Genomic DNA, 21,870 nt, shown 5'->3' with positions numbered 1-21,870 from the left:
GGCCCGCCCCGGGCGAGGCGGGCCGCACAACCGCGTCCCGGGTCCGCTGAAGGCGGTCCCCGCGTCCGCTAGAGGCGCGGGTCCACCGGCTCGGACTCCAGCGCCAGCACGGCGAACACGGCCTGGTGGACGCGCCACACCGGCTCCCCCGCGGCGAGCCGGTCCAGGGCCTCCAGGCCCAGCGCGTGCTCGCGCATCGCCAGCGACCGCTTGCGGCCGAGCGACCGGCCGCGCAGCCGGTCGAGGTGCTCCGGCTCGGTGTAGTCGGGGCCGTAGATGATCCGCAGATACTCCCGTCCCCGGCACTTGACGCCCGGCTGCACCTTCGTGCCGTCCGGGAGGGGGCCGAGCGGCTTGACGACCATGCCCTCGCCGCCGGTCGCGGTGAGCTCCTCCCACCAGCCAGTTACGGCCTCTTCGGACGCGGCGTCCGCGAGGTCGGCGACCACCGCGCCCGTCCGCTGGAGGAGGCCGGTGGGGTCGGCGTCGGCGAGCCGTCCGGCGACGCCCAGGTGCCAGTCGTGGTCGCGGGAGCCCGCCCACGCCGTGCCGTCGCCCGCGAGCACCTGGAACGGGGCGAGCCGCAGCCCGTCCAGCCCGTCGACCGGCCAGCAGTAGCGGGCGTAGGCGTCGCGGAACCGGGCGGCGTTGGCGGCGCGCCGATCGACGTGCTCGCGCAGCCCGCCGAGGTCCAGGCCGCGCGCGTGGGCGCGGGCGAGCACGCCGGAGGCCATCGGCAGCGCGGCGCGGGCGGCGGCGCCGGTCGCGGCGTACTGCGTCCGGATGAGGTCCATGGCCTTCGCCGACCAGGGCAGCAGCTCGCAGTCCAGGACGAGCCAGCCGGTGCCGAGCTCGTCCCAGAGCCCGGCGGCGCCGATCGCGGCGCGGACGCGGTCGAGCACCTCGCGGGTGCGGGCGGGGTCGCGGAAGAACGCGCGCCCGGTGCGGGTGAACACCGCGCCGGTCGTCCCGTCGTCCACGCCGAAGCGCGCGGCGGCGACCGCCTCGTCGCGGCAGACGACCACGACGGCCCGCGAACCCATGTGCTTCTCCTCGCACACGACGCGGGCGACGCCCCGGTCCCGGTAGGCGGCGAGGGCCTCGGCGGGGTGCTCCAGGTATCCGGGCAGCGCCGAGGTCGCGGCCGGGGCCATGGTCGGCGGCAGGTAGACCAGCCAGCGGGGGTCCACCGCGAATCGGCTCATCACCTCCAGCGCGGCCAGCGCGTTCTCCTCCCGGACGGTGACGCGCCCCATGAGGCGGGTCTCGACGCCGCGGTTGTCCATGACGTCCTCGATGCGGAGGACGTCGCTCTCGCGGTGCCCTCCCGCGACACCTCCAGCGGACGCGGGCGCGTCCAGGGGCCGCACGGGCTCGTACCAGACCTCGCGGGCCGGGACGGAGACCAGCTCGCGCTCGGGGTAGCGGAGCGCGGTGAGCTTCCCGCCGAACACCACGCCCGTGTCCAGGCAGATGGTGTTGTTGATCCACTCCGGCTCGGGGACGGGCGTGTGCCCGTACACGACCATCGCCTTGCCCCGGTAGTCGCGCGCCCACGGATACCGGACGGGCAGCCCGTACTCGTCGGTCTCGCCCGTGGTGTCGCCGTAGAGGGCGAACGAGCGGACGCGCCCGGACGCGCGCCCGTGGTAGTCCTCCTTCAGCCCGGCGTGGGCGACGACGAGGCGCCCCCCGTCCAGGACGTAGTGGCTGATGAGGCCGTCCATGAAGCGCAGCGCGTCGGCGCGGAACTCCTCCGGTTCGGCGGCGAGCTGCTCCAGCGACTCCGCGAGGCCGTGCGCGACGCGGACCTTGCGTCCCCGCAGCGCCCGGACGAGCTTCGCCTCGTGGTTGCCCGACACGCACAGCGCGTTCCCGGACGCGGCCATGCCCATCGCCAGCCGCAGCACGCCGGGCGAGTCCGGGCCGCGGTCGACGAGGTCGCCGACGAACAGGACCGTGCGCCCGCCGGGGTGGTTCGCGTCCACGGCGCGGCCGGAGGCGTCCCGGACGATCTCGTAGCCGAGGCCGGAGAGGAGGTCCTCCAGCTCGGCGCGGCAGCCGTGGACGTCGCCGACGACGTCGAACGGGCCGGTCAGGTCGCGCCGGTCGTTCCACGACCGGTCGTAGGCGATCGTCGCGGCGTCGATCTCCTCGACGCTCGTCAGCACGCGGACGCGGCGGAACTCGCGGCCGAGACTGCGCAGCCCGCGCCGCAGCTCGCGGCGCTGCCGCGGCACGACGTGCTCGGGCAGGTCGCGGTCGGGGCGGGCGGCGTTGCGCTCGACGGCGACGTGCTCGGGGACGTCCAGGACGATCGCCGCCGTGAGGACGTCGTGGTCCTTGGCGAGCTGGAGCAGCGACTGCCGCGCCTTGCTCTGCACGTTGGTCGCGTCCACGACCGTGAGCAGGCCGCGCCGCAGCCGCTTGGCGACGATGTAGTGCAGCAGGTCGAACGCGTCGCCGGTGGCGGACTGGTCGTTCTCGTCGCCCGACACCATCGCGCGGCAGGCGTCCGAGGAGACGATCTGCGTGGGCGCGAAGTGCTTGCGCGCGAAGTGCGACTTGCCCGATCCGGACACGCCGACCAGCACGACCAGCCCCATCTCCGGAAGCCTGATCTCGGGCCTCGCGGAATCGCGTGTGTCGTCGCTCATCGGGTGAACACCCCCATCTGCGTCGGGGCGCCGACCTCCGGGTCGTCGTCCCCGACGGGTACGTGGCGGACGCGGTAGCCGTGCGCCGCGGCGACCCGGTCGGCCCACTCGCGGAACTCGGCGCGGGTCCATTCGAAGCGGTGGTCGGGGTGGCGCATCGCGCCCGGCGCCAGCCCCTCGTAGCGGACGTTGTGCTCGGCGTTCGGCGTCGTCACCACGACCACGCGGGGCGCGGCGTGGCCGAACACGACGCGCTCGACCGCGGGCAGGCGCGGCGGGTCGACGTGCTCGACGACCTCCATGAGCACGGCCGCCTCGTAGCCGCGGAACCGCTCGTCGGCGTAGGTGAGGGCGCCCTGGAAGACGTCCCGGACGCGTGATCCCTCGCGCCGCTCGTCGAAGCGGACCCGCCGCCGGGCGTGGCCGAGCGCGCGGTGGGAGACGTCCGTGCCGGAGATCTCGCTGAAGAACTCGTCGCCGACGAGCCGCGCGAGCAGCCGGCCCGACCCGCACCCGAGGTCGATGACGCGGCGGGCGTTCTCCGCGCGCAGCGCCTCCAGCACCGACCGGGCGCGCTGCTCGGACAGCGAGAGCACGGTCTCGTCAGGGGCTTCCGCGGCGAGCTCGTCGGCCGGCTCCTCGTCGATCTCGGCGGGGTCGAGGGCGTCCTCGGGCGCGCCGTCGGCGTCCGCGAGCCGGCCGAGGGCCGCGCGGACGAGCGCGCGCCGGTTCGCCAGGTAGCGGCGGGTGATCGCGCTGCGGTCCGGGTGCGCGGCGAGCCACCCCTCCCCCGCCCGGATGAGCTTGTCGACCTCGTCCGAGGCGACCCAGTAGTGCTTCGCGTCGTCCAGCACGGGCAGCAGCACGTAGAGCTGGTTGAGCGCGTCGGTGAGCCGGACCTCTCCGGTCAGCGTCAGCGTCACGTAGCGGGAGTCGCCCCACTCGCCGAACTCGGGGTCCAGCGGGACCGGCACGGCGGACACGTCCCAGCCCAGCGGACTGAAGAACCGCTCCGCCTGCCCTGGCCCGCCCCTGCACGGCAGGGCCGGGAGCACGATTTCGAGCGGAATCGGGGTCTGGGCCAGCTCGGGCCGGGCGTCGCACCGTCCGCGCATGGCGGTCCGGAACACGTTCGCCATGGCCGACGCCAGCAGCGAGGACGCCGCGTAGGGGCGGTCGTTCACGTACTGGCCGAGGGAGAAGTCCGGCGTGCCCTTGCCCCGCGTCCGCACGAGCTTGACCGGGTCGACGTCCAGCAGCAGCGCCGCCGTGCACCGCCGCTCGTCCGCGTCGGGGTAGAAGACGTGCGCGGTGCCGAAGGACTGCTCGAACCGGTGCGCCCGGTCGGGATGCTTGTGCAGGAGGAAGCCGAGGTCCGTCGCCTGGTCCAGGGTCGTGGTGATCGTCAGAAGCACGGCTCAAGTGTGGCGGAACGGGCGAACCGCCCCCATCCATTTTCGTTCACCGGCCCCCGAGGCCGCGGCTCAGGGCACGGCCGGGCCGGTCAGGTAACGGCCGCGCCGGTCGAAGGGCCAGCCGTTGATCACGCAGCCCTTCATCCCGAAGATCTGCTGCTGCATGACGGGCGCGGGACGGCCGCGTCCGGGGCAGGTCGCGTGCCCGAACCCGAGGCGGTGGCCGACCTCGTGGTTGATGGTCAGCGCGTGGTAGGCGTCGGGCTGCCCCCGGTAGTAGGTCGTGAGCAGGAGCCAGCGCTTCAGGTTCACCACCACCTGCTTGCCCCCACTACAGTTGACCTTGCCCTCCGTGGTCATGCCGTAGGAGCCGCAGATCTTGTCCACGGTGTCCGGCGCGGCGAGCTGCACCACGAAGTCGTAGGGCCCGGAGTCGACGCGCTGGAACGACCACTTGCCGGCCGCCGTCCAGCCGCGCCGGTCCCCGAGGATCTTGTCCACGCTGCGGGCGAAGGCGTCGGGGTCCTGCCTGAGGCCGCCCTCCACCTCGACCATGTAGCGCATCAGCTTGCCGTGCCCGTACACGCGCCCGCCCGCCGCCGGGCGGATGAACTTGCCGGTCCCCTTGGCGGGGATGTAGGGCTGCTTCTTCGGGGTGGCGAGCGGCGCCTCGGACTCCATCCTGTTCTGGTCCGGGGCGTTCTTCGGCTTGGACGAGGTGGACGCGGGCTCCGACGAGGAGTACCACAGCACCACCCCGCCGATCCCCAGCACGACCACCACGATCAGGGACGCGACCCCGAGGATGACGCCGCGCATCCGACTGCGCCGGGCACCCTCGAACTCGCGATCCAGCTCGTCGCTGATCCCCCCGACCGTCCCGGGACGGCGTCCGCCGCGCGGAGGACCGCCACGCGGCGGCACGGGCGGCGGCGGAGGCGGCACCGGGGGCGGAGGCGGAGGCGGCTGATGCGGTGGGGGCACCGGCCGGGAGCCCCGGCGATGGGACGTGGCCCGGCGGCGGCCCGATTGTGATCTCGGAGGCGGCATGGCGGTGCACAGCATGCCAGATACCCGGGAGAAAATGATCTTTTCTCGACAATGCGCAGGTAAGAGGCAAATCCCCACAACTTGGACGTCACGGAGAGCGACCACGCAGGGTGTCGGCCCGACCGCGCAGAGGTCGGCGCAGGCCGGGCGCCGTCAGGAGGACGCGTCGTCGTCCGGCACGTAGGAGGCGATGCCGCGGATCAGGATGTCGAGGCCGAAGTCGAAGCGCTCGTCGCCCGACGCCTCGGTGAGCTCGTCCACCATCCCCACGATGTTCGGGTAGCGGTCGGTGGGAAGCGCCTTCATGAACGCGCGGATCTGCTCGAAGCGCTCCTGGAAGTGCTCCCAGGGGTCTTCGCCGGGCGGGGTCCGTCCGGCGTAGATCGTGTCCTCGATGGCGTCGGCGTCCAGGTACATGCCGAGCGTGTCGACGGCGAGGCCGGCGATCCTCGGCGGGACGCCGCCCGCCCGCATGAGGGCGAGCTGCACCTCGGCGACGGCCAGCAGGTTGGGGCCGGTGGGGATCAGCCCCAGCGAGACCTTGGCGATGTCGCGGTGCGAGGTGTAGACGCGGCGGACCTCGCGCGACAGCTCCTTGAGCTGCTCCTGCCAGCGGGAGGGGTCGACCTCGGGCAGCTCCACCTCGGCGAAGACCGCGTCCAGCATCAGCTCGCGCAGCTCCTCCTTGCTCGAGACGTGCGCGTAGAGCGAGGCGGCGCCGGTGCCGAGCTCCTGCGCGACGCGGCGCATGCTGACCGCCTCCAGGCCCTCGGCGTCCAGCACGCGGACGGCGGTGGCGACGATGACCTCCTGCGTGAGCGGCTGCCGTACCGGGCCGGACCTGCGCTGCTTGCGCCAGGGGGGCGTCGGGATGTCGGTGCCCACGGCGGCCTCCAAACTCGCGATACATCTTGACAGCGGGGAATCGAGATATATCGTCTTCAGCGTACGAACACGAACATCGTACTTGACACGAACGCTGTTCGCACTTAAAACAGTGTTCGCACCGAACGAACGCTGTTCCCCCCGGAGGACCCATGACCGAGACACCGGCGACCACGCCGAGCGCGGAGGCGGGCTACCGCTGGCGCTGGGCGGCCCTGTTCGTGATCCTCGCGGCGGAGATCATGGACATGCTGGACGCGCTGATCACCAACATCGCGTCGCCCACGATCCGCGCCGACCTCGGCGGCTCCGCGAGCACCATCCAGTGGCTCGCCGCCGGATACACCCTCGCCATGGCGGTCGGCCTCATCACCGGCGGGCGGCTCGGCGACCTGTACGGGCGCAAGCAGATCTTCCTCATCGGCGCCGCCGGGTTCACGGTGGGCTCGCTGCTGTGCGGCGTCTCCGGCTCGCCCGGGATGCTGATCGGCTCCCGGGTGCTCCAGGGCCTGTTCGGCGCGCTGATGCTGCCGCAGGGCATCGGCATGATCAAGCAGATGTTCACGCCGAAGGAGATGGGCGCGGCGTTCAGCACGTTCGGGCCGGTCATGGGCCTGTCCTCGGTCGGCGGGCCGGTGCTGGCCGGCTGGCTGATCGACGCCGACCTCTTCGGCACCGGCTGGCGCATGATCTTCCTGATCAACCTGCCGCTCGGTATCGCGGCCGTCCTCGCCGGGCTGAAGTTCCTGCCCGCCGGGCGCTCCGAGCACGCGACGCGGCTCGACCTCGTCGGCGCCCTGCTGGCCGCCGTGGGCGCCGGGCTGCTGATCTACCCGCTCGTCCAGGGCCGCGAGCTGGACTGGCCCGCCTGGACGTTCGCGCTCATGGCCGCCTCGCTCGCCGTCTGGGCCGTGTTCGCCTGGTACGAGAGCCGCAAGCAGCGCGCGGGCGGCGACCCGCTGATCGTCCCGAGCCTGTTCCGCAAGCGCGGCTTCACCGGCGGCCTGGTCGTCGGCGTGGTGTTCTTCACCGGCATGGCGGGCATCGCGCTCGCGCTCGCCCTCTACTTCCAGCTCGGGCTCGGCTACTCGCCGCTCAAGGCCGGCCTGGCGCAGATCCCCTGGTCCGTGGGCATCGTCATCGGCTTCGTGGTCTCCCAGCCGGTGCAGCGGTTCGGCCGCAAGGTCATCCAGGGCGGCGCGCTCATCATGGCGGGCGGTGTCGCCGGGCTGGTCGGAACGCTCCAGGTCGCGGGCGTCGACGTCACGCCGTGGCAGCTCACCCCGGCGCTGCTCGTCGTCGGCCTCGGCATGGGGCTGCTGATGGCGCCGTTCTTCGACATCGTCCTCGCGGGCGTCGAGCCGGAGGAGACCGGCTCGGCGGGCGGCACGCTCACCGCGATCCAGCAGCTCGGCAGCGCGCTCGGCGCGGCCGTGCTCGGGACGATCTTCTTCGGGCTGCTCGGCGGGCACGTGGCCACCGCCGCCGACGACGGCGCGACCGCGCTGCGCGGACGGCTCGCCGCCGCGTCCGTCCCCGCTCCGCTCCAGGACCGGGTCGTCACCGGCCTGCACGACTGCGGCCGCGACCGCGCGACCGCCAAGGACGCCGTCGCCGTCCCCGCGTCCTGCGGCCGGCTGGAGGGCGAGGTCAGGGCCGCGATCGCCGCCGCGCCGCAGTCGGCGGGCGCGATCCAGAAGGCGGTCGCGGACGAGGGCGAGCGGACGGCGAAGACCGGCTTCGGCGACGCCATGAAGATCACGCTGTGGATCGAGGTCGGGCTGCTCGCCCTCACGATCGTCGTGGCGTTCCTCCTCCCCCGGTACGCCCGCCCGGAGGAGGAGGACGACTCCGCCCAGACCCCCGCGACCAGTGTCGAGGCACCGGCCGGGGCGTAACCCCCGGCGGCTCCCGGGTTTCCGGCGGCTCCCGGCTCGGCGCTCTCCGGCCCCGGTGGCGGGCACCGGAGATCCCCGTCCCGGCAACCCCGGAAGGGAAACGGCCCGCGGCGGAGGCGCGGCGTTCCAGATCACGGAACGCGCGACCCCCGACCGCGGGCCTTCTCGTTTCACCTACGTCCCGGGGCGTCCGGGCGTCAGACCTTGGCGAGGACCTCCGCCGCGATCAGCTCCAGGTGCTCCAGATCGCTCAGGTCGAGGACCTGGAGGTACACGCACTCGGCGCCCAGCTCGGCGAACCGGCCGATCTTGTCGACGATCTCGGCCGGCGTCCCCGCGAGCCCCTCCCGCCGCATGTCGTCCGCGTCCCGGCCGATGGCGTCGGCGCGGCGCCGGACCTCGGCCTCGTCGCGTCCGCAGCACACGACCTGCGCGGCGGAGTAGACGAGCGGCCGGGTCCGCCCCTGCTCCCGGCACGCCTCGCGGATCCGCTCGTAGGCCGCGCCGGTGTCCTCCGGGACGTTGAACGGGACGTTGTACTCGTCGGCGTACCGGGCGGCGATCCTCGGCGTCCGCCGGGCGCCGGTCCCACCGATGATCACCGGCGGCCCCTCCGGGCGGACGGGCTTGGGCAGCGCGGGCGAGTCGGCCACCGTGTAGTACTCGCCCGAGAACGAGAACGTCTCGCCGGGCGGCGTCCGCCACAGCCCCGTCACCACCTGGAGCTGCTCCTCCAGCCGGGCGAACCGCTCGCCGAGGCTCGGGAACGGGATCCCGTACGCGGTGTGCTCTTGCTCGTACCAGCCGGTCCCGAGCCCGACGTCGACGCGGCCGCCGCTCATCTGGTCGACCTGCGCGACGGCGATCGCGAGCGGGCCGGGCAGCCGGAACGTCCCGGCCGTCACGAGCGTGCCGAGCCTGATCCGGCTCGTCTCGCGGGCCAGCGCACCCAGCGTCACCCACGAGTCGGTCGGCCCCGGCTCGCCGGTGCCGCCGCCCATGACCAGATAGTGGTCAGAACGGAAGAAGGCGTCGAAACCGAGGTCCTCCGCCGCCTTCGCGACCGCCAGCTGGGTCTCGTAGCTCGCCCCCTGCTGGGGTTCTGTGAAAATCCGAAGTCGCATGGGCCCATCCTCGTACGAACCCGTGCCCGGACGTCAACGCGGCGGTTCCATCAGCCCCGGTCGTCCGCGCGGCTGCGGCGACGGCGGCGACCGAGACGGGTCAGCACGAACCCGGCCCCGACCATCACGACCGCGATCTCCACGATCGTGCCGGTGCGGGTCCCGGTCAGCGAGATCCCGCCCGCCGCCTTCGGCGTGCGCGCCGGGCGTCCGGCCGCGTACGCCAGCGGCCGGACGGCCATGCCGTCCCGCGCGGCCGGGGCGACGGCCTGCGAGGTCTCCTCGGTGGTCTCGTCGGCGCCGGTGGTGTCGTCGATGTCGGCGTCGCCATGGAGGTCGGCGCCGCCGTGGCCGGTGGGCCTGCTCGCGCCCGTCGAGCCGTCGGCGGGGGTGGGCCTGCCCTTCCCGGTCGACTTGCCCTTCCCGGCCGACTTGCCTGGCGCGGCGGTGATCCTGGTGCGCGCCACGGCCCGGTTGTTGGCGGTGTTGACGTCGATCGTGGACGTCGTGGCGGTGGACGGCGACTCCAGCGTCGTCCCGGCCCTGGCGCTCGCGTCCGGCATGACCTTGGTGCGCAGCGTCCGCGACTCGCCGGGCCGCAACGAGCCGACCGCGCATGCGTAACCCGCGCGCCGCGTGGCGCACGCGTTGTCGGGCCCGATCAGTTTGGCGTGCCCGCGCGTCCGGACGACCACGTTCTCGGCGGTGGACGGACCGAGGTTGCGCACCCGCATCACGTAGCGGATCGCTGTCCCGGCCCGCGCCTTCGCGGGCGCCTTCTTCGACATGACGAGATCGACCGTGCGCGCGACGCGCGACGCCGGGAACGCCTGCCTCGCCCGGGCCGTGCCCCAGGTCACGGTGGCGTCCGGCATGATCGTCTGTCCGGCCCTGGCGTGCTCGGCCACCTTCGCCCGCAGCACTCCCGGGACGGTCTGCCCCGGTTTGAGGACGCCCAGACGGCAGACGACCTTCCGGTCCTTGCCGACCGCGCAGTTCGACTGGCCGGACACGAACTTCAGCGTCTTGGGAAGCGTCACCCGGAGCACCGCGCGATGCGCCTGGGCACCCTTGGCCTGGGCTTGGACGGTCACCGCGAACGGCCAGTTGTACGCCCTACCAGGAACAACCGTGCTACCCGGACCGACCATGCTGAGCCTGACGGCCTCACCGGCGCCCTGCTTGGGGTTGGGCCTGGGCTGCGGCTCGCTCTTGGGCTTCGGTTTGGACGCGGGCTCGGCCTTCGGCTTGGCGGGGGGCTTGGGCGTGCCCGGCCCCGACTGCTGGTCGTCCGAATGCTGCTCGTCCGCGTGCTGGTCGTCCGAGCGCGCGTTGTGCGCGGCGGGCCCCGGCCCCTCGGCGAGGGTCCCGCCGTTCGCGTCCTGCATCGGAGCGACTCCGAGCAGCGGAGCCGCCGCCAGCAGCACGAACCCCCGCGCCCCGGCGCGACCCCTCACCTTCCCGAACAATGTTCCCCCCGGTGACCTGCGGTTTTACTGACGATGTCCGTTGTAGCGACCGGCCGGGCCTGGCGCTAGCGCCACGTCGGCGTGTCGTCACGCATCGTGATCGTGGCTGCCAGAGGAAGGGACAGCGCCGGTGACTCTCTGCGACTGTGATGTGACCATCGCTTGACCCGACGATGACCTGGTCTCGCCCCCGATTCCGCCTCCCGAACCGCCCCCTGATCTCGCGCATGGAGCACAGATGGCCGTCTTCGGCGTCGACTACGCGTGGGGACGCCCCGGCGCCGCCGCGCTACAGAAGGCCGGCGTGAAGTTCGTGTGCCGCTACCTCTCACACGACAAGACCGGCAAGAACCTGACCCGCTCGGAGGCGGAGGAACTGTCGGAGGCGGGCATCTGGCTCGTGGCCGTCTGGGAGTCCACCGCCTCGCGCGCGCTCGGCGGACGCGACGCCGGCGAGGCGGACGCGAAGGACGCCGCCGAGCAGGCCACCGCGTGCGGCATGCCCGACGACCGTCCCGTCTACTTCGCGGTCGACTTCGACGCGACGTCCGGCCAGCAGGACGAGATCAACGCCTACCTGGACGGCGCCGCCTCCGTCCTCGGCCGGGACCGCGTCGGCCTCTACGCCGGGCACGGCCCGATCAACCGCGCGTTCGACGCGGGGAAGATCACCTACGGGTGGCAGACCTACGCCTGGTCGGGAGGCAAATGGGACGGCCGCGCCCAACTCCAGCAGTACTCCAACGACCACGTGATCAACGGTGTCGACCTCGATTACGACCGCGCGATGGACCACGACTACGGGCAGTGGCGCGTCGGCGCCTCCCCCGGGAAGGACGACAAGCCCGGCTAGCCCGTCCGAGCGCCCGGTCCGGCCCGGTCAGCGGGATTCGTCGTGATGGTCGGCGGCGGCGGCGCGGGCGGCGTTGCGGATGACGCGGGTCTGGATCTCCAGATGCCGCAGGATCCGCCGCTGCTGCTCCCTGACGTCGCGGACCAGATGCACCGATACCAGCGACAGGGCGGCACCGGCGATGACGAGGCCGATGTTGATGAGGACGAGCAGTTCCGTCCGCCCGTCGAGCGCGGCGACGGCGGCGGCACCACCCGCGCCGGCCGCGACGACGCTGGCGGCAAGGGCCCCGGTCACGCCATTGCCACGGGTGGAGCGCATCGCCGTCCTTCTTTCACAGGGAGCGGGGACGTTCCTGAACCGCCCCGGCATTCCTAGTGTTCCCCACGCGCCAGAGCCCGCAACAACCGGTCAGTACCGGAAAACTCACAGAGCCACAAAAACCTATCGGCCGCCGGGTTCCCCATACAGCGCGCGCAGGAACGTCAGGGCCATGCGCCGCTTGTCCCCCGCGTCGGCCCGCAGGTCGGCGAAGTAGGCGTTGAGCTCCGCGAGCTCGCGGAGCGCCTCCTCGGGCCCGTCGCCGTCCGGCACACCGAGCGGCTCCAGCCCCTCCCCAATGCGAACCAGGTCACCGCCGCGCCACTGCAAGGTGTCCTCGATGGCACTCCGGGTCCGCGCCTGCGGCCACCGGTCGCCCGCCTCCAGGTTGTAAATCGTCTTGACCGTCACCCCGGCCCGCTCGGCAAGCTGTTCCTGGGTCAGGCCGAGCGATCCGCGCCGGGCCACCACGTACTTGGCGACCCGCTCCCGGTCCAGCTCTCCCGCCATGTTGCCCAGCATGACGGAAACATTATGGAACATCCAGTAACCGAAGGCAGAAACTTCCCTTCGTCAAGATTTCCATAACTTACCGGTTCACTCTTGATAAGTTACTGGTAAGTTCCTACTCTGGAAGTGGGTCCGCCGCCGGCGGACCGGATTGCCGGCGGGAACCCCCTACAGGAAGGGGCCCGATCGCCGTGACCGAGGATGGACCGTTCACCCTGGAGCTGGCGCTGGCGGAGCTGCGCCGCGACCTCGACGTGCAGATCGCCAACCTGGAGGGCCAGTTCGCACTGCTCCTCCAGCGCATCGAACTGCACGAGCAGCAGGCCCGCGGCCACATCCGCCACATCGCCGACCTCGACGACCGCATCACCTCCGCCGAGCGCAACCAGGTAACCCACGCCTATCTCGACAAGCGCTTCCGCCACACCATGACCCTGTTGTCCCTTTTGGCCGCGACCGCGTCAGTGGTCGTTGCCCTCGTCACCACCCTCCTCAGCACCTGAGATCTCGACGATGCCACCCCACCGGATCGCGACGGCCCATCCCCGGCGGGGGGATGCGGCCAGGGGTGGTCGGTGATTCGCCGGATTAATGGTGGGCCCTTTCGGGACGATGGACGAGTGCCTTCCCTCCCTCGCCCCCTGGAGCGCATGTGGCCCGCGGACTCACCTACGCCGACGCCGTCCGACTGCTCGGCGGCGGCGAAAGTAAGATCGTCACCGCGCTCGACCGCCTGACCGGCGGCCTGCTGCTGGCCGCGACCGGCGGCGGCAGCACCTTCGCACTCAGCCTCTTCGACGCCAAGGGCGAGCTTTTCCGGCACGGGCACGACCTCGTCCGGGGGCTCGTGGCGAAGAAGCGCGGCCTCGGCCGCACCGATCGGACCGAGCTGTTGGCGGCTGCCCAGCGCGTGCTGGTGGTCACGGCGTTCTTCGAGGCCGTGGCGGAGGTGGACCTTCCGTTCGACGTCCGGGAACTGCGGATCAGCAAGGCCGAACAGGTGGCGATAGCGGGCGGCGACCCGTCCGCCGTCCCCCTGCTTGTCGCGGGCCTGACCGGCACCGAAATCCCGCTGATCACGCCAGCAAGGCCTTACGAAATTCTAATGGACGACCTGCTGAGCTTTCAGAAGAAGCTGGGCCACGACTTGGTGCGCTTTATCACGGGTCTGGCCGTCTGGGACCGGCTAGGATTTACCGATCAGCGCCGCCTCCGCCACAATATCAGAATCGATGTGCCCTTGGCAGCTGTTCGGCTTTTCGAGGAGCATTTTCAAAAGCTCACGGTGGACTTCCCCGAGCTGTGCTTCTGGGTGGCCCGGACTGACCATGAGGCCACACGAAGTGAAATCCGCAAAATTCAGACAGGACTTATCGGGGTCCGGCAGGTCCTGGACAAGATTGCCGCTGACCAGTCCATAGGGGATCAGCGCACTGCACTGTCCCGTCGTTACCGCGCTCGGCTCCAGCGTCCGCTGTCCGAGTCCGATGGCGCACCCGCCGGAATGGTCATTCCCAACCTCGAAGCCGCGTACGTCAACCCTCGTTACCGTACGAAGTATGCAAGCCAGGTCGACATGCTTACCAAGGAGGATTGGTGGGAGGACGTTCCTGTCCGGGACGACCTCCAGGAGTTACTGATCGGCCATCTCACCGCGCCGGAGGCGGCGCAGAGACCCCTTCTGCTGCTCGGCCAGCCTGGGTCGGGAAAGTCGGTGCTCACCCAGGTCCTGGCAGCGCGGCTACCAGCAAACGACTTTATGACTGTCCGAGTCGTGCTCCGCGAGACCCCGGCTGATGTCGACCTCCAAACTCAGATTGAGCACGCCGTCCGCGATGCCACCGGCGAGTCAATAAAGTGGCCAAAACTGGCGGGAACAGCGCGCGGCGCCCTCCCTGTCGTCATTCTGGACGGCTTCGACGAACTTGTCCAAGCAACGGGAGTCAGCCAGTCGGACTATCTCCATCAGGTGGTCCGATTCCAGGAACGCGAGTCCGACCAAGGACGGCCCGTCGTGTTCATCATCACGAGCCGGACCACTGTCGCGGACTGTGCCCGTACTCCGTCCGACGGGGTCGACGCGATACGCCTTGAACCGTTCTCGGACCACCAGGTCACCCAATGGCTCGACACATGGAATAGCGCTAACGCTTCCTATTTTACAAATCGCGACCTTCACCCGCTTCCCACGGCCACAGCCCTATTGCATGGCGAACTCGCCCGCCAACCACTCCTACTACTAATGCTCGCCCTTTATGACGCGGACGCGAACGCACTCCAGAAATACGACGGCACCCTTGGCCTAGCGGACCTCTACCAGCGCCTTATGTCCCGCTTTGCTGAACGCGAGGTCAAAAAGACCAGCCCAGCGCTGAGCGACCAAGCAATTAAGGCGGCGGCCGATGATGAGCTCCTCCGACTGTCAATCGCTGCCTTCGCCATGTTCAATCGAGGTCGCCAGTGGACAACAGAACAAGAACTGAACGACGATCTTACCGCCCTTTTCCCTGGACGCACTGGTGGACCCAATATCGGCTTCAAGGCCCCCATCACCCCCGGCCAGGCTGTCATTGGACGCTTCTTCTTCATCCACCAAACACAGGCAGTCGCACATAAAACTCGGCTCAGCACCTACGAGTTCCTCCATGCCACCTTCGGTGAATTTCTTGTGGCCAGGCTGGTGACACGCGAATTGATCGGCCTCGCCGACGCCTCTCTCCGCAGCTCTCGTCATCAAGTAGTCGACGACACATTTCTCCGCGTGCTAATTTCCTACGCACCGCTCACCGCCCGCGAACCAATCGTCAAATTTCTTGTCGAACTGCTTTCCCACCTCCCAGAGGAGGAGTGCCAGGCCATAGGTGACTTCACCCTTGCTTGTTTTCACACCGCACTAGAAGCACGCGGTAACTACAATGAGTATGCGCCACGCCGACAGTCAGTCACCGCTCTTCATGCGATTTACATGGCAAACATCCTCTTCCTTACGACGGTCATCAAGGGGTCGGTGACCGGGCGCGAACTCTTCCCAGGCGCCCCGGATCCGGTGACGCCATGGTGGCGCTGCGCTCGCCTAATGCAGTCACAACTCCCAAAATCAGGCTGGTCAAGCCTGATCAGAACCATCCGACTAGAACGAACTCAGACCGCGCGCGGCAGGCGCGGCATCAAGCTCACCTGTCCAACTTCAGAGCTGGCCGTTCAATCATTCTCTGCCAACTGGACGTTCGGATACCTTCCCGACACTGCGAGCCTAATTTTTGCCGACACGATGGAGATGCAGATATCCGCACAGTTCTTGTGCGACGCAACGGAAGATATTCTGATTCACGCCTTGGCGCCGATGAGTCGCACAGAAAGCTTTGGACATGATCTCAAAACGACCCTGTTCACCACTACCGGCTCCAACAAAACCGTCTCGCTTACTCATGCACTTATCAAGCTATGGACCAGTAGAGCAAAACACGGAGGAGACAACCTCGAACTCATGGACGCTTATGAGACATGCCTTCGTTTCGGCGAAAATCGCATGGTCACATATGTTCTTATACGCCAACTCTCGGCGGAAGCCCGCCTTTTGCCCAGAGAGTGGCGAGCAGGCATACTCGCCACACTCGCCCCACAGATAAGGAGTACCCCGGAGCTCTACTCGTGGGCTCGGCAGGCGTTCTATGACCTGGACGTCGACTTCCTCAACGGCGATTAGTCCTAAATTTCATCAGAAATCGTCGTTGGTGTAGGGGGCCAGCGGTACGGCGAAGGCACGATCCAAACGTCCGGCCGCGTCCGGCGTGTGCTCGGTGACGACGCCGAGGCGCGCCAGCATGCGCACGCTCGTCCCACCCAGGTAGGCGGCGCCCAGTTCCGAGGCGCTCAGCGTCAGGTCGGGTGCGTCGTCAGTACGGTCGCAGGTTCCGGCGGCGAGGCGCCAGCGGCCCTGGTTGGCGGGGAGCCGTTCGTCCAGCAGCTCGATCACCAGCGAGTCATCGGAAGCCCAGGACCGGGCCCGCAGCGCGGCCGGGGCGTCGACGAGACGCACCCACAGGGCGCCGGACGAGCCGGTCACCTCGACGCGGTCGAAGTCGGCGACCATGTGCGGGATCAGGTCGTCCACGGGCCGGGACGGGGCCTTGATCTTGTTGGTGAGGTCGATCGACGCCAGGTACTGCCACAGCGCGGCCTCGACCTGCGGGGTGTCGGCGACGAGGTCGTCGACGCGGACGTGCCCCGCCCCCTCCCCGTGCGTCCGGTAGATCACATAGCCGCCGGGCTCGCCGTCCAGGACGGCGATGCGGGGTTCGGTGTACTCGTCGTCGTCCTCGTCGACGGCGGGCAGGATCCCCTTGTCCCACCACTCGGCGTCGCGGGCGAGGCCGCCGGGCCGCCGCGCGAGGGCGCGGGCGTGGATGGGGCCAAGGACCTCGGGGGCGGAGGCGCGGTCGAGCAGCCGCAGCGGCCGCGGATCGGGCTCGGTGCGCAGCGCGAGCGGGCGGGACGTGTCGATCTTCAGGCTGATCGCGCGGTCGGCGAGGCCGTAGCCGTACCGTCCGTAGATGGCGCTCTGGGACGCCCACAGGGCGGCGACCGGGCGGTTCGCGGCGGCCGCGTCCGCGAGCATCCGGTCCATCATCGCCGTCAGCACGCCGCGCCGCCGGTGGGTCGGCAGGACGCCGACGAAGGTGACCGCCGAGCAGTCCAGCAGCGCGCCGGGTACGGCCAGCCGCATCGGCAGGACAGCGGCCTGGCCTGCGCACACGTCATCGGCATAGGCGGCGATGCGCTCGGCGCGGCGGACTATCCACAGGTAGCGTTCGCGGTCCTCGGCCGGGGTGCGCTCGTGGAACACGAGGTTCGCGAGGTCCATCATCTGGTCGACGTCGGCCAGGGGAATGCCCCGGATCTCCAGGTCGCTCATGTCTCAACCGTATTGGTGGCGCGCAACCGGTTTTCCCAGGTGATGCGGTAGTACTTCAGTCGGTCGTCCGCGCCGACGAACTCCATGCCCACGGCGGCCATGACGCGCTGGGACGCGACGTTGCCGAGGTCGGTGTCGCCCTCGACCGCGCTGACACCGGCGTCGCGGGCGAACCGCAGCAGCCCTCGCAGCGCCTCGGTCGCGTAGCCCTTGCCCTGCGCGGCGGGGATCAGCCCGTACCCGATGGTGACGGCGCCGCGCTCGTCGGCGGCGCCGTGGAAGCCGAGGCCGCCGATGGCGAGGCCGTTGTCGCGCCGCCGGATCTCGTAGGCGCCGAACGGTTTCGGGTCGCCCGCGTGCACGCAGGTCGCCAGGTACCGCCGGGCCCCGGCGAGGTCGCTGTCGGTGGGGTATCCCGGTGCCCATCCGGCGCCGGACGGCCGTCCCTCGATCAGCCCCTCCGCCTCGGCGACGCTCAGCGGATGCAGCACGAGCCGTTCGGTCTCCAAGTCCATTCCACCACGCCTACCACACCGCCCGCGCCCGTCCCATCAGGGGGTTCGACGATGGTCGTGTCCCGTCCGCGACCAAAGAAGGCCGTGATCGACGTTCGGACGACGCGGCCCCGGCCCGCCCGGCGGAACAGTGGCGGCACGAGATCGACCGAGGAGGAGACTTGACGATGGTCAAACGGGGCGCCGTGGCCGTGTTCGCGGCGGGCACGCTGGTCGCGCTGCTGCCGCCACCAGCCGCGCACGCCGGACGGGGCCCGGACCAGTTGTACGTCGCGCCCTGGGGCGAGGACGCGGGCCCGGGCACCGCCGAGAAGCCCTTCGCGACCCTGGCTCGGGCGCAGCGGGCCGTGCGCGAACGGACATCCCACATGAAGTCCGACCTGGTGGTCAACCTGCGCGCGGGCACCTACACCCCGGCCGCACCCCTGAAGATGTCGGAGGAGGCAGGCGACTCCGGAAACAACGGGCATCGGGTGATCTACCAGGCCAACGGCTACGGGACCGGACGCCAGGAGCCCGTGACCATCAGCGGCGGACAGAAGATCACCGGCTGGCGCCCCGACCCGAACCTCAAGGGCGTCTGGCGCGCCGAGGTCGGCTCGCTCGACACCCGCCAGCTCTACGTCGACGGGCAGCGCGCCGCCCGCACCACCGTCAGAAAGCCCCTTCCCGGCAATTTCAAGGCAACAAAGACGGGATACGAAACCGACAGCGCCGTCCCGCAAACGTGGAAGTCCCCACAGGACATGGAGCTCCTCTACGAATACGGGTACGCCTCAGGCCGCTGCGGTATAGCGAGCATCACCGGTGACGCGAAGCATTCCACAATCACCATGGACGAGCCCTGCTGGTCGCTGGCCAAGGAACTGTACGGGGCCGAGGCAATTGCGGAGGTATCCGGAGTCGAGAACTCGCCGACGCTCCTGCGCGAGCCCGGCGGCTGGTACCTCGACCGTTCCCGTCCCGGACATCACGCGCTGCTTTACCTCCCACGCGAAGGCCAGGACATGCGGCGTGCCGACGTGGTCGTGCCCGTCCTGGAATCACTGGTGAACGGCACCGGAAGCCCAGGACGCCCATTGCACGACATAAATTTCCGGGGTCTGACCTTCGCCCACGCCACCTGGCTCGCCCCCAGCGAACCCGCCGGTTTCGCGTCGGCCTGGAGCATGTACATGCGTCCGGACGGACTGCACACGGTCCCCGGCACCGTCGCCTTCCATACCGCCGAACGGATCACATTCGAGGGCAACCGCTTCGTCCACCTGGGCGGGCAGGCCCTGGAGCTGTCCGACAACAGCTCGCACAATCTCATAGACGGCAACGTGATCACCGACGTGTCCGACGGCGGCGTTCTTCTGGGCGTCGTCCCACCCGCCGAAAAGGGCGTGAACCGGGGCAACCGAATCACCAACAACTGGATCCACCACATCGGCGTGGACTACCGCGCCTCGTCCGGCATCTGGGACACCGCGACCTCCGGGACCACGCTCGCCCACAACCAGGTGGACCACGTCCCCTACAGCGGCATCCTCTCGGGCCCGAGCGACGACCTGCGCGGGATCATGCACCGCAACCGGATCCTGAACAATCGGGTCTTCCAGACCAACCTCGCACTACCGGACGGTGGTGGGATCTACCTGCGCGGCGAACAGGGCACCTCGTTCGCGGACGGCGCCGTCATCAGCGGAAACGCCGTCAACGACAGCAAGAACCCCGAATGGAACGTCGGGATCTACACCGACGACAGCACCAACTACGTCACCGTGAGCCGCAACGCCACCTTCGACTACGCGGCGGCGATCGGCGGCTGTAGCGAGGTGTGGGGCAACCGCCCCGTCCAGAACGTCCGCTATGTGGGCAATTTCTGGGACGACGCCGTCCCCTCCTGGGTCGCGCGGCGCAGCTTCCCGGGCGCCTGGCCGACCGCCGAGCAGGATTGCGGCGACCCCAGCAAGCTCACCTTCACCAACAACACCCTCCTGAACCCCGAGAACCCGGCCCGAGCCTGCGCGGCGAACGCCGCCTGCACAGCAATCCTCAACAACGCGGGCCCCCTCCCCTCCTACCGCCGCGCGATGAACTTTCGCTAACTCGTTGAGGCCGCTCCTCCAATAGGGCACGCTGCTAGGACCGATTTCAGGAGGTCTGATGCTCCGCGGATTCCTAGTACTCAGCGCGATAATGATCACACTGGTCTCCGGGTGCTCCAACAGCCCCGGTCCCATCGTCGGAAAATGGCACGACGGGGGCGATGAGGACGACAGCGGGACAACGCTCGAGTTCCGCGACGACGGCACCATGGCCGTCCAGAGCGACGGCGGTGGCTGCATTGGAACCTTCAAAGCAGAGTAACAGCAGCGCACCTACCGAGCCATTTTCGACTGCGGCACGAGCAAGGGCGCCAGCACCTGCACCGTTTCCTTAGACGGAAAACACCTGACGGTCATCGGCACCAGCGGCGGAAAGGGAGAATACACCCGCGTCCCCGACTAAGACCAACATCAAGGCAACTTCCAAAGGGCCGCCCGCCCGGTGCTCCCGGACGGGCGGCAAAGCCCTACCCCCCCTTCCGCCCGGCCGCACACCGCTCCCCGCGCTTCCGCGCAGCGTGACGTTCAACGATGTTCCTCAAGACGCGGCGGCACGTCTGATCGGGGAAGGAGCCGCGCCGCCGCGTCGTCTAAGGTGCCGCTCGCCCGGGGATGCCGGCCCCCGAGCGGACAGCGGGCACGGACCTCGGGGCGTAGGGCCGTGCCGATGGTGCGGCGACGTGCACGCCGATCCCTGCGCCGGACGTCCAACCGCACGTGTGGGCGGGCGCGACGGCCGCTGCCGCGCATTTCAACAACCGCCGCGCCCACGTCATTGGGCCGACTCCTCGGCCGCGCCCTCGACGCGCCGCACGATCCCCGCGCGGAGCCCAGCAGCGCTGACCGCGTCCAGCGTTCCCCGCTCGTCCAAGTGCTCGCGGACGAGCGACCCCGCAGCGCCCACCACCGGCCACGGCCGGACGCAGGCCGAGCGCAAGCACCCCTCCAGTCGGGATTTCGGCGAGGACGGTCATCTCCAAGACGCGGCGGCACGGCCGCCGGGGGGAAGGAGCCGTGCCCCCGCGTCGTCGAAGGGCCGCCCGCCCGGTGATGCCGGGCACCGGACGGGCGGCGGACACGGACCTCTGGGGCGGGTGGGTCCGTGTCCATCGCGCGGCCTCGCTCTCGGCGATCCACAGCGCCGGGCGTCCGGCCGCACGTCGGGTGGGCGCGACGGCCGGTGCCGCGTGCAACGGGTCGCCGCGCCCACGTCATCGGGTCGACCTCGGGGGCCGGTTACCTGTCGCGCCCCGGAGCTGCTGGCGCAGCTCTTCAGCGGACGAGGTGGTGAGGCTGCCTCGCTCGTCCGTCCGTTCGCGGACGAGCCCGCGCGTCGCCCACCACCGCACGCCCCCAGCGGGCCGGGTGTAGACGATCGTCCAGCCGGGGAACTCCGCGCGAAGTTCCGCCAGCGTCTCGGCGAGGGCGATCATCGGGACTCCCGGCCGCGCCCGATGCCGAACGTCGCCGCGACCTGGTCGGCCGCCCGCTCTGGGTCCGCCGCGAGCCTCTCGCCCTTGTCCGGCCCGAACGACCACACGAAGGTCTCGACGTTCCCGTCCCAGCGGACCCGGCGCGTGTCGGCGCCGCGCCGGAGCCGCAAATGGTTCCCCGGCTCCGGAGGCCCGCACTCCAGACCGTCCGGCGAAGGCTCGGGGAGGTACTCGCAGCTCGCGCCGAGCTGCGGATACCGGTGCCGGACGGCCGCGTACAGGGCGTCCACCAGACCGAACGGCGGCTCCGACACCCTGAGCTGACCCGCCGCGATATGCATCGCGGCCTCGGTGACGTTCTCAGCGGGCGCGATCGGCTCGCCCTCACCGTCGAAGAACCAGAGCCGGTCGCCGTCGACCGCCCGCGCCCGGCAGGTGATCAAGTCGGACGGTTGCGCTATCGCACCCCCGGAGTTCGCCACCTCCAGCGAGGCGCCCAGTTCGCTCCGGATGCCGCGCCCCTGAAGCATGGCCGCCAGGGCCGCGAGGGGCGCGTAGGTGCGCGGGTGCTCGGTGCCGTCGTCTGCCATGCTCATCTCCCGATGCGATTCACTGTGGCGTTCCGGTGACGTTCAGTGAAGTCAGGACGGGAGCGCGGCGGGAGAGGGAGACTCGCAAGGGACCGGTAGACAGGGAAGCGGAGTGCTTCCCTCTCAGGCGAGAGGTGCATCG

At 70.1% G+C, this 21,870-nt stretch carries 19 protein-coding genes; 6 read left to right on the top strand and 13 right to left on the bottom strand.

Annotated features, from left to right (window positions below; all coding sequences use genetic code 11):
• Window positions 1–68: 68 nt before the first annotated feature.
• The 4 genes from K2F47_RS21325 to K2F47_RS21310 all read right to left on the bottom strand — a co-directional run bounded on the left by K2F47_RS21325 (window position 69) and on the right by K2F47_RS21310 (window position 6,007).
• Window positions 69–2,657, bottom strand: a complete 2,589-nt coding sequence (locus tag K2F47_RS21325) for a polynucleotide kinase-phosphatase (RefSeq protein WP_242906451.1) — start codon at window positions 2,655–2,657, stop codon at window positions 69–71.
• The gene (locus tag K2F47_RS21320) at window positions 2,654–4,072 is read right to left on the bottom strand and encodes a 3' terminal RNA ribose 2'-O-methyltransferase Hen1 (protein ID WP_242906450.1); all 1,419 of its coding nucleotides are present in this window, start codon (window positions 4,070–4,072) and stop codon (window positions 2,654–2,656) included. Before K2F47_RS21320 ends, K2F47_RS21325 begins: the two co-directional genes overlap by 4 nt.
• Before the next feature lie 69 nt (window positions 4,073–4,141).
• A complete protein-coding gene (locus K2F47_RS21315; protein WP_242906449.1) occupies window positions 4,142–4,891 on the bottom strand; it encodes a DUF3152 domain-containing protein in 750 nt (249 codons plus the stop codon).
• Between the two features lie 384 nt (window positions 4,892–5,275).
• Window positions 5,276–6,007 (bottom strand): TetR/AcrR family transcriptional regulator C-terminal domain-containing protein, encoded by a 732-nt coding sequence (locus tag K2F47_RS21310; protein WP_242906448.1) that lies wholly within the window; start codon window positions 6,005–6,007, stop codon window positions 5,276–5,278.
• Between the two features lie 152 nt (window positions 6,008–6,159).
• Here K2F47_RS21310 and K2F47_RS21305 point away from each other — a divergent pair, with 152 nt between their 5' ends.
• Window positions 6,160–7,905, top strand: coding sequence for an MFS transporter (locus K2F47_RS21305; RefSeq protein WP_242906447.1), 1,746 nt, complete (start codon window positions 6,160–6,162; stop codon window positions 7,903–7,905).
• A gap of 197 nt (window positions 7,906–8,102) precedes the next feature.
• On the opposite strand, the gene K2F47_RS21300 is transcribed toward K2F47_RS21305, so the two are convergent.
• Together K2F47_RS21300 and K2F47_RS41435 are read right to left on the bottom strand one after the other, a co-directional pair.
• Window positions 8,103–9,029 carry an LLM class F420-dependent oxidoreductase gene (locus K2F47_RS21300; RefSeq protein ID WP_242906446.1) on the bottom strand — a complete coding sequence of 309 codons (927 nt, stop codon included), beginning with the start codon at window positions 9,027–9,029 and terminating at the stop codon, window positions 8,103–8,105.
• A 50-nt stretch (window positions 9,030–9,079) separates the two neighbouring features.
• Window positions 9,080–10,486 (bottom strand): hypothetical protein, encoded by a 1,407-nt coding sequence (locus tag K2F47_RS41435; RefSeq protein WP_242906445.1) that lies wholly within the window; start codon window positions 10,484–10,486, stop codon window positions 9,080–9,082.
• Window positions 10,487–10,736: 250 nt separating this feature from the next.
• On the opposite strand from K2F47_RS41435, the gene K2F47_RS21290 reads away from it, so the two are divergent.
• Window positions 10,737–11,351 (top strand): DUF1906 domain-containing protein, encoded by a 615-nt coding sequence (locus tag K2F47_RS21290; RefSeq protein WP_242906444.1) that lies wholly within the window; start codon window positions 10,737–10,739, stop codon window positions 11,349–11,351.
• 27 nt (window positions 11,352–11,378) lie between these two features.
• Here the strand turns inward: K2F47_RS21290 and K2F47_RS21285 are convergent, their stop codons facing one another.
• Together K2F47_RS21285 and K2F47_RS21280 are read right to left on the bottom strand one after the other, a co-directional pair.
• Window positions 11,379–11,672 (bottom strand): hypothetical protein, encoded by a 294-nt coding sequence (locus K2F47_RS21285; protein ID WP_242906443.1) that lies wholly within the window; start codon window positions 11,670–11,672, stop codon window positions 11,379–11,381.
• Between the two features lie 123 nt (window positions 11,673–11,795).
• Window positions 11,796–12,194: a helix-turn-helix domain-containing protein gene (locus K2F47_RS21280; protein ID WP_242906442.1), complete on the bottom strand. Its 399-nt coding sequence runs from the start codon at window positions 12,192–12,194 to the stop codon at window positions 11,796–11,798.
• A gap of 179 nt (window positions 12,195–12,373) precedes the next feature.
• Between K2F47_RS21280 and K2F47_RS21275 the strand changes: the two genes are divergently transcribed.
• Together K2F47_RS21275 and K2F47_RS21270 are read left to right on the top strand one after the other, a co-directional pair.
• Complete coding sequence (locus K2F47_RS21275; protein WP_242906441.1) at window positions 12,374–12,685, top strand: hypothetical protein; 312 nt, start codon at window positions 12,374–12,376, stop codon at window positions 12,683–12,685.
• Between the two features lie 149 nt (window positions 12,686–12,834).
• Window positions 12,835–15,888: an NACHT domain-containing protein gene (locus tag K2F47_RS21270; RefSeq protein ID WP_242906440.1), complete on the top strand. Its 3,054-nt coding sequence runs from the start codon at window positions 12,835–12,837 to the stop codon at window positions 15,886–15,888.
• Window positions 15,889–15,900: 12 nt separating this feature from the next.
• Here the strand turns inward: K2F47_RS21270 and K2F47_RS21265 are convergent, their stop codons facing one another.
• A complete protein-coding gene (locus tag K2F47_RS21265; RefSeq protein WP_242906439.1) occupies window positions 15,901–17,097 on the bottom strand; it encodes a GNAT family N-acetyltransferase in 1,197 nt (398 codons plus the stop codon).
• Window positions 17,094–17,612 carry a GNAT family N-acetyltransferase gene (locus K2F47_RS21260; RefSeq protein WP_242906438.1) on the bottom strand — a complete coding sequence of 173 codons (519 nt, stop codon included), beginning with the start codon at window positions 17,610–17,612 and terminating at the stop codon, window positions 17,094–17,096. Before K2F47_RS21260 ends, K2F47_RS21265 begins: the two co-directional genes overlap by 4 nt.
• 167 nt (window positions 17,613–17,779) lie before the next feature.
• Here K2F47_RS21260 and K2F47_RS21255 point away from each other — a divergent pair, with 167 nt between their 5' ends.
• Both K2F47_RS21255 and K2F47_RS21250 read left to right on the top strand, forming a co-directional pair.
• Entirely contained in the window at window positions 17,780–19,705 is a 1,926-nt protein-coding gene (locus K2F47_RS21255) for a right-handed parallel beta-helix repeat-containing protein (protein ID WP_242907512.1), read from the top strand.
• A gap of 58 nt (window positions 19,706–19,763) precedes the next feature.
• Entirely contained in the window at window positions 19,764–19,967 is a 204-nt protein-coding gene (locus tag K2F47_RS21250; RefSeq protein WP_242906437.1) for a hypothetical protein, read from the top strand.
• A gap of 510 nt (window positions 19,968–20,477) precedes the next feature.
• Here the strand turns inward: K2F47_RS21250 and K2F47_RS21245 are convergent.
• The 3 genes from K2F47_RS21245 to K2F47_RS21235 form a co-directional block, all read right to left on the bottom strand.
• Window positions 20,478–20,642: a hypothetical protein gene (locus K2F47_RS21245; protein ID WP_242906436.1), complete on the bottom strand. Its 165-nt coding sequence runs from the start codon at window positions 20,640–20,642 to the stop codon at window positions 20,478–20,480.
• A gap of 274 nt (window positions 20,643–20,916) precedes the next feature.
• Window positions 20,917–21,138, bottom strand: coding sequence for a hypothetical protein (locus K2F47_RS21240; RefSeq protein ID WP_242906434.1), 222 nt, complete (start codon window positions 21,136–21,138; stop codon window positions 20,917–20,919).
• Entirely contained in the window at window positions 21,135–21,734 is a 600-nt protein-coding gene (locus tag K2F47_RS21235; RefSeq protein WP_242906432.1) for a hypothetical protein, read from the bottom strand. The genes K2F47_RS21240 and K2F47_RS21235 overlap by 4 nt, the downstream gene beginning before the upstream one ends.
• Window positions 21,735–21,870: the final 136 nt, after the last annotated feature.

The sequence above is a fragment of the Actinomadura terrae genome (genome assembly GCF_022751215.1).
GTDB classification, from domain to species: Bacteria; Actinomycetota; Actinomycetes; order Streptosporangiales; family Streptosporangiaceae; genus Spirillospora; species Spirillospora terrae.
The sequence above is the reverse complement of the archived record's forward strand: the minus strand, read 5'-3'. Positions and strand labels throughout refer to the sequence as shown.